This is a genomic window from SAR324 cluster bacterium (assembly GCA_029245725.1).
Classification (GTDB): domain Bacteria; phylum SAR324; class SAR324; order SAR324; family NAC60-12; genus JCVI-SCAAA005.
Window position 1 is genome coordinate 1 of the sequence record JAQWOT010000293.1, and the last position, 8,903, is coordinate 8,903.

At 43.5% G+C, this 8,903-nt stretch carries 6 protein-coding genes; all 6 read left to right on the plus strand.

Going from position 1 to position 8,903, the window contains the following annotated elements; genetic code table 11:
- The coding region (locus P8O70_15720) for a hypothetical protein (protein ID MDG2198290.1) at positions 1-432 on the plus strand (432 nt) is incomplete at its 5' end.
- A 546-nt stretch (positions 433-978) separates the two neighbouring features.
- Positions 979-2,283, plus strand: coding sequence for a hypothetical protein (locus P8O70_15725; GenBank protein ID MDG2198291.1), 1,305 nt, complete (start codon positions 979-981; stop codon positions 2,281-2,283).
- Between the two features lie 72 nt (positions 2,284-2,355).
- Positions 2,356-2,742 carry a hypothetical protein gene (locus P8O70_15730; GenBank protein MDG2198292.1) on the plus strand — a complete coding sequence of 129 codons (387 nt, stop codon included), beginning with the start codon at positions 2,356-2,358 and terminating at the stop codon, positions 2,740-2,742.
- Between the two features lie 138 nt (positions 2,743-2,880).
- Positions 2,881-4,326: a flagellin gene (locus P8O70_15735; GenBank protein MDG2198293.1), complete on the plus strand. Its 1,446-nt coding sequence runs from the start codon at positions 2,881-2,883 to the stop codon at positions 4,324-4,326.
- Positions 4,327-5,142: 816 nt separating this feature from the next.
- Positions 5,143-6,585 carry a flagellin gene (locus tag P8O70_15740; GenBank protein ID MDG2198294.1) on the plus strand — a complete coding sequence of 481 codons (1,443 nt, stop codon included), beginning with the start codon at positions 5,143-5,145 and terminating at the stop codon, positions 6,583-6,585.
- 1,114 nt (positions 6,586-7,699) lie between these two features.
- Positions 7,700-8,581, plus strand: coding sequence for a flagellin (locus P8O70_15745; protein MDG2198295.1), 882 nt, complete (start codon positions 7,700-7,702; stop codon positions 8,579-8,581).
- The last annotated feature ends 322 nt before the right edge of the window (positions 8,582-8,903 follow it).

The following is an 8,903-nucleotide window of genomic DNA, read 5'->3' on the forward strand; positions in this document are numbered from 1 at the left end:
ATTTTCAATAGTACTAGCTGCGGTGTCCAACGCTACCGTTGCCAAGCCTGCCGACGGATCTTTCAGACGCTACAACGTGGCAAAGATCCAGCCCTCAAAGAACAGCCCTGTCAGCTCTATCTAGAAGGGATGGGGAGGCGAGCTATCGGCCAGGTTCTTGGCATCCATCACAAGACTCTCTCTCGCTGGTTGGTGCAAGCTGCCCAAGCACTCCCAGCCAGCCCACCACAGACCGAAGCCTGCTCTTTCATCGAAATCGATGAACTCCGCACTTTCATCACAAAAAAAAGTCCCAATGTTGGCTCTGGCTGGCGGTGGACTCCATCTTTGGCAAGGTCCTCGGCTTTGTCTGTGGAAGAAGAACGATCAAAACAGGTAGGGTCCAGCAGATCAAGCACCTACCGACGATGGGCTATGGCACGGACTTGCTGAAGGGCTACGAGAATTTCATTCCACACGCCAAGCATTACGCGGGAAAGATCTTCACCACACAAATCGAATCACTCAACTGCCGACTCAGACATTATCTAGCCAGGCTCCATCGTAAAACGCTTTGCTAGAGCAAATCAAAAACGATGTTGGAAGTTTCTTTGAAACTGCTCATCCACAAGCTAAACAACCCTTAAGCTCCAACGCCGAGTTTTCTCTAGTATCATGCTGTCTATCGCCGAGTGATTTGAGATAGACTAGCAATTTTCAAATCAATTTGAGTCTCATTCTCCTGGGATGACGCGCAGTCGTTTATTCATATTATTCCGAAAAATAATATTTATACTTTGATTAAGTGCGTTGTCTCGTTCTAGATTGCTTCATGTTAGGAAGGATCAATCTCTATTTATTATTTAGATAATTATAATTACTAAATAAACTAAAATTTAAGATTACCAATCCCCTGATTTCCTAACCACAGATCTCAGTTCTTAGTGGTGAACATTAAGCAAATCCACATGTAGAAACTAAATATTTTGGCCGAGAGTTATGACTCCCCAAATGGATTCTATAATAGCGTCTTTAGGGCGCATGAACCGTCCACAATTATCGAAAGTAATTGAGAAATGGGGTAATGAATCCTTGGAAGGATATGGTCAACTCTGGTGGCAAGGACCGAAACGGCCACTACCACTGGAACCGGAACTGATCCAGGCATTCAAAGAGACTTGGCAGCAAATGGGCTGGGCTGATGTACTTGTCAAGCAGTTGCTCCAGGAACTAGAGCAGAAGCGTGTGCTGCAAACAACAATGCACTTGACTCCTACAGAAGGTCCTACATTTCTGGCTTCTCATCAGTTGGCAACACTCAGGCAACCTCAAACTTCGAACTATCTTGTCGGAGCGTATTCGGGTGTCCCTTTCTCAAACGCTGCATGGTCAGGTGCAATCAACTATGGAACTAAGACTTCGCTAGAGCAAATTTTATATCCATCGAATCCATTATTTCGACAGGCTCAGTCAGCAGTAATTGATCGTATTAGAGATGGTGACCATCCTCGATTATCTTTAATTCCTAGCAAGTGGAGAGATGGTCTTGTTGATAGAAGTGCTATTCCAGATAGGCTGAACGAACTTTTTTCTGATCTTCTGCCAGGGGTGAGAGAAAACTCACTTAGGTCAATTGTTCCAAAGAACTTTTACGATAATTGGGCTTTATCCTTTTCTGAACAATTAACACGTACTGTACTGCATAATAATCGAATCTATTTCTTCAATCTAAATGAAGTAATTAGAAAGTATCTAATAAATGTTCTAAAAGATGATTTACACTGGCTTACTCAAATATTTTCAGATCCCTTGAAAATAAAATCTTTGGAAAAAGAATTAGCAAACAACTGGTTTGTTGCTGAGATAGATAAGCAAGGCAAGAAAAAAGTTGAGCAGATTCATCTGCAGAATAGATGCTTCAAAAGCACAACGATATCAATTCCTGTAGACCCTGAATCTATTATTTCTATGTTGAACGAACATAGATTCTGCCCTGGACTTACTCTATGTTTCTGGATTCTGGCTTTTTATAATGGAATACGTTGTTTAGGAGGCTTTGAACAAATTGAATATCTCACTGAATTAGATTCAAAGCTCAACCAATTAAAATCCCTAAATCTAATCAACTACTCTTCAGATCAAATATCTTTTTTGACGACTGGTAGATGTATTGATCAAGATTATGAAATCTATCCAATAGATGTGTTTTTAGGGAACTCAAAACTTCCATTACCCGAAGGAACATTGTTGAGTTGGTTACAGCCAATCATATCAAGATTAACATCGAGAGTACTTCGGTATTGATCTCAGAGCAATTTTGATTTTCTTAAACTGTTACTCATGGACGAGTGCTACCTCTATTTGAAAGGAATCATCATGTCAGTAATTCACTGCCAACTACAAAACAGTCTTCACAAAACGGATTCTCTGTCCCTAAATCCATCTGGAGCTTTGCCCAAGTTACTGCTGAGAACACAGCAGATGAGAGCCATAGCACAAAATTTGGCCGACCGAGATTCGTCAAATACTAATAAGAAGCTAATGAATGCTCTAGATTTGATTGATCGAACTGCTGGACCAAAAACAATTGTGATTAATCCATCTACACTTGGTTCGAAAGTAATGCAGCAGAGTCTTGAGGGCAACATTGATCATGTAAAAATCGCTGCAGAAAACCATAGTGCAGCTTTTTCTACCCCTTTAGATCTTGGATTACTGACTATGAAAAAATTGATAGATGATTCCCTACAAACTGTTCAATAGCATCTATTCAATACAGTTTCTTGTTTGGGAAAATATTTAAGAAAGCTTTTATTGAAAGGTTTTCTTAATCTTGTAGGGGCAAGATTTTGAGACACTCTGGTCATTGATGAGCAGACTACTTGAGTAATAAAAGGATTTATGACACTTCCGCGCATTAATACGAATATTCCTGCAATGAGAGCGCATCGCAGCTTGCTCACAGTCAACGAAGCAGGACAAAAAAACATGGAGCGCTTGGCCTCCGGTCTTAGGATCAATCGTGCGGCGGATTCTCCTGCTTCTCTTGTTGTTTCTGAAAGGATGCGGGGTCAGATTTCTAGCTTGAATCAAGCAATTGAGAATAGTGAGGTTAGCGTATCTCTGGCGCAAACGACTGAAGGTGCGTTGACAGAAATCAATCGAGTGTTGGTCAACATGCGCCAATTAGCGGTGCACGCATCAAACGTTGGGGTGAATGATCCACAGATGATGGAAGCCGATCAAGCCGAACTGCGTAATTCCATTGAGATGATCGAAAGGGTTGCCAAAGACACCCAATTCGGAACCAAAGCCCTACTGGATGGCAGCAAGGGAGCTAATGGAGTCGCCACAGGAAATGGGCTCTACTTTGTGGCTGCTGGAGAGGATACGAAAAGTTCTCCGACTCAAGGTTATGAAGTTACTATCAGCCGGGCAGCATCGCAGGCGACGAGAACAGGTACAACTGCCCTCACTCAGGAAATGATCGATGCTGGTGAAGTGCTCACCCTGACGGAAGGTGGCAGGACTGTGCAAATGCAGACAGACAAAAGTATGACTGTGGAGACGGTGTTTAATGATTTGCAGCGGCGGGCGACGGATGCCGGGCTCAATTTGGAATTGTCCGGAGATGACAATGGCCTCCTCACGGTGCGACATCAGGATTATGGCAGCGGTGCAATGTTCACAGTTGCGAGTTCCAGTGCAGGTGTTTTGTCTGAAACAGGGAACGTGCCATTCCATGTAGATAATGGTCGTGATGTGGCTGGGGAAATTAATGGAGAAGAAGCTCTCGGTGAAGGGCAACTTCTGAAGGGGAGAGATGGGAATTCAAATACTGCCGGGCTCACTGTCCGTTATGCAGGAGAGCTAGCACCTCCTGGTGAGGTGGCTGGAAATGTTACAGTCACACAGAATTCATTGATCTTCCAAATTGGACCAAATGAAGAGCAAACCAGTATGCTTTCGCTTCGAGATATGAAGCCAACTTCTCTGGCTAACGGAATCAGCAATGAGAGCAACTACCGATCTCTTGCAGACCTGAATCTAACAAGTTTTCAAGGAGCTCAGGATGCAATACGTCTCATCGACAAAGCAATTGATGAGACGACTTCATTTCGTGCGGGCATTGGAGCTTTCCAAACTCATACTCTGGAAAGCAATCTGAGTTATTTGCGAGTTGCGGCTGAAAATGTGACGGCTTCAGAATCTTTAATTCGAGATGCAGATTTTGCCAAGGAAATGGCAGATTTTACTCGAAACCAGATTGTTCAACAGTCTGCTGTGTCCATGCTGGCCCAGGCAAATAACCACCCAAGGAGTGTGTTGGCACTGCTGAACGCGTAATGGGAAAAGGGTCAGATGCCCTAGGGAGATTGGATGAGCTATAAGAACGCTTAAAATTTTACTCTGGGTAAGCTCATCCATAGCTCTCCAGGTATCTGGGGCCATAACTGTAAAATAAACCAAGGCAGTTGCGGAAGATGGACTTCTGAAGTCTTTCTTCTGGAATTGCCACACTTACTCACAAGTTGTTTGTTGAGTGAGATCGGCAAATTCTTTTCTCATCATTCCCTTCTTAAAAGGGAAAGTTTGTTCTTTGAAACCCAATTTTTCTATCTAATACAGTAGCTTGAGTCTACCCATGATAGAGTGTTGATGGGGATGATGTCCACAAGTGAATAAATAACCATTTGAATTTATGCGGTTTCATTCTGTGGATTGCTTCCGTCCATCTACATCTGAATCTATCTTGGATAGACCGCATTCTGGCAGGATTCCGAATTTGAGATGTCAATTTCTGATTTTCGGATGATCCAATCTAGCTCAAAGTAATAGGTAGTAATGAACTCGCCGAGAAGCGTGCAGCAGTTTGCTAGTCTTGTAAACTCGTAAACTGCTGAATTTTCCGTGCAGACGTCGGCGAATTGCAAGCAATCTAGATTATTAAAGTATTTTAGATTGTCTTATTCTGAAAACAGTTTTGAGCAGAATTGCTGAGAATAGGTCTGCCATCTGTTGCCTTTAAAATCACTGCCAGGGGAAGGCGGTGAATAAGAGTCCATTTGTGACACATGGATGTGTTCAAACCGGATTCTGCAGATCATGGATGATCGAAATAATCTCAATTGTTTTAATTGTACACATACTAAGGAAGGTACTATGACACTTCGCGTAAATACAAATGTTGCTGCCCTAAATGCTCATCGCAACGTACAAAAAGTTAATGCTGATTCTGTAAAAAACCTTGAGCGTCTCTCTTCTGGGATGCGAATCAACACAGCAGCCGATGGCCCAGCCAACCTAGTTGTGTCTGAGATCATGCGCTCACAAATCAGTGGTCTGAAGCAAGCCGTCGAAAACTCAGAAAATGGGGTTTCCATGGTGCAAACTGCTGAGGGTGCACTCAGCGAAGTTAATCGTCTTTTGACCAACATGCGACAATTAGCAGTACACGCATCCAACGTAGGTGTGAATGACGAGAGAATGGTGGCTGCTGATCAGTCTGAATTTGCAAATTCAGTCAAATCAATCAATCGAATTGCAACGAATACTCAGTTTGGTGACAAGCAACTATTGGATGGAAGCCGTGGTGCTAACGGTGTTGCTAATGGTGCCGGTCTACAATTTGTGTCTGCTAGTCCAAACACAAAAACTTCACCGACTAAAGGCTATGAAGTAGCAATTACACAAGCTGCAACAAGAGCTCAAATGGAAGGTGGTACAGCATTAGATCAAGATATCATTAATGCCGGTGAGAGCCTGACTGTAACTGAAAATGGTCGTACCATCCAGTTCAGCACGAAAGAGGGTGATACTGTTGAAAGTACTATCAACGAACTGAAGCGCCAAATACGTGATGCTAACCTCAAAGTGGAAGTCCTTGATGAAAGCTTTGATGACGGTATTTTGCGTCTACGCAACATTGAGTATGGTAGCAAAAGTACGTTCTCCGTCTCTAGTTCAACACCAGGTGTTCTGTCAGCTCGAGCAAATGTAACGGATCAGGCAGCACCCGGTCAAGATGTATCAGGAACGATCAATGGAGAAGAAGCGATTGGTGATGGTCAAATCCTGGCTGGCCGCAGTGGTAATCAGAACACGGAAGGTCTGAAGGTTCGCTACACAGGTGAAGAAGCTTCTGAAGAGGCTGGGACTGTCACTGTTCTGCAAAATTCACTGATTTTCCAGACTGGTTCAAATGCGGGTCAAACAGTCTCAGTATCTCTACGAGATATGAAGGCTAGCTCATTGGGAACTGGTGTCGCTAATAAAAGTGATTTCCTTTCGTTAGAGGATATCGATCTGCAAAATTTCCAAGGAGCACAAGACGCTATTAAAATCATTGATAAAGCAATCAATGATACAACCTCAACTCGTGGAGAACTAGGTGCTCTACAAAAAAATACTCTAGAGTCAAATATCAGCACTCTTCGTATTGCTGTAGAGAACATGGTTGCATCTGAGTCTGTAATTCGAGATGCCGATATGGCTTCAGAAATGGCAGCATTTACACGCAACCAGATTCTTCAGCAATCTTCTATGTCTGTCCTTGCTCACGCAAACCAGAATGCACGTAATGTAATCAGTCTGCTAACAGCCTGATTCAGATTGTTTTCCTGGTGCTGTCCCGAAAAAGGACAGCACCGGAGAAAATATCTTGCAGACTCAATAAGAGCTTCTTTTGTGGAAGGTAGCTTTGCTATCTTGCACTGAAGGCGTTCTTTGAAATTACTAAAAATTACTGGCAAGCCCGTTTCGTCAGTCTGGATCTACTGGCTTTTGAAGAAGGGGTGTCATCGTATGATTTTGTTATGAGAAGTGAATATTTCTCTAGGCATGGAGAACTGTACCGATGTTTCCGTACTGACTGCCCTTCAGAACTTTTCCAAAAAATTTCTGACTACACCAAGTCATCAAACAGCTTAAGTATGTAACACTGGCAGTGGACAAGCCACTTTTGCATTTTGCCGACATTTTCATCGAGTAGTCGACTCTGATACGAGTAATCAGCGAATGTTACAGATTCTTCAAATCCTGGTCTATAGTGTCTTCATGGTTGTAAAGACACGACACTGGCAGATGAATGTGGACGTAATCGCTATGGCACAGATCTTATAACGGTTCGCTCTGAAACGGTTTAATCCAGAAGTACAATGAGTTCTCATGTCAATAGGGTTCTTTGTGGCTTGTAGTCGTAAATTGGTGCGAATCAATCTAAATGTGGATCAAGTGATCGAACAATTTTACCAGCACGTCTTTGGTTACCATTGATCTCTAAAACGTTGCTTAGTCTAGACAAATTATGGTGATCTTAAGTGGGCTTTTCTGACTTTTGAATACTGTGAGTCCTCAATGAAGCTTGAGCAGAATCTCACCCAAGTTTTGGACTATTTGAGAAGCTTATCAGCTTGTCGTCGCTATCAAATCTCTCATGGGAGAAATCCGGTACTTCTCGTCGAAGTTGAACTATGGAAGGTTTAGGGAGTGAGGAAAAGAATAAGGATCGCTAGCCAGTAATCGTTTACTTTGGAATTATCTTAATAATTTTTATTATTTAGATTTGTTTACAGATTTTCTTTGTGCGGAGAGTTTCCGCAATTAATTTCACCCTGGATGGGGTGTATTTTCAGACGACCAGTTCATTCGATTGGACTGTAGCGTGGTCTCATGGAAGAGACGACCGTCATCGCAATCAACAGACCTACAAGGAGTTAGTATGAGTCTGCGAATCAATAATAATGTAGAGTCCCTCAATGCCCACAGGCATTTGATCAACAACGACAAGCAACTCTCCAAATCAATTGAGCGCTTGTCATCCGGTCAGAAGATCAACCGTGGAGCCGATGGTCCGGCTTCTCTGGTAATTTCTGAAGGGATGCGAGCTCAAATTGGCAGTCTCCAGCAGGCCGCTGACAACAACGAGGCAGCAATTTCACTGGTACAGACAGCAGAGGGAGCACTCAACGAGGTATCGAAACTGTTGGTGGATGTGCGTCAGCGGTCGGTGTCTGCGGCCAACCTTGGGATCAATGATCAGAACTCGGTCAATGCCTCTCAGAAAGAGATTGAGAACGCCCTGGAGGCAATTGACAGAATTTCGAACAACACTCAGTTTGGTAGCAAGAACTTGCTGGATGGCAGTGCTTTGGATGCTGACGGCAATCCATTGGTATCGTTTCAGATTGGAGCGAACCAGGGTCAGATAGCCAGCGTGAGTCTACCGAATGTTTCGACGAGTCAGCTGGCAGTAGGAGTTTCGAATGACAGTGGCTTTGCGAGTTTGGCCGATCTGGATGTAACGACGGGTCAGGGTGCTGAGGACGCGATGGGAGTGGTTGACAAGGCGATTGAGGAGATTGCGGTCGCTCGAGGTGACTTGGGAGCGTTCCAGAAGAACACCCTGGAGTCTAATCTGACAAGTCTGAGAATTGCGTCAGAAAACATGACAGCTGCAGAGTCAACTATCCGCGACGCAGACATGGCCGTGGAGCTGGCAGCGTTTACACGTAACCAGATCATGACACAGTCAGCGACCGCCCAATTGGCCCAGGCCAATGCAATGCCCAAGAATGTTATGGCTCTCTTAGCTAGCCAGTGATTAGAGCTTCTTAGGGCTATTTTTCTAAGTTTTTTTTCGGATAGTACTTAGTTCTTTGAGCTTGGTTTAGCCCAGAGAACCGCTAGTGAGCAAAATGAAATAGGTACCTGATAGCTCAGAGTTCCTAGTTCTGTTATAAATTAAGATAATCTTTATTATCTTAATTTATAAAATGATCTTTCTTTGTGCGGAGTATTCCGCAATTAATTTCACCCTGGATGGGGTGTATTTTCGGACGACCAGTCCATTCGATTGGACTGTAGTGTGGTCTCATGGAAGAGACGACCGTCATCGCAATCAACAGACCTACAAGGAGTTAGTA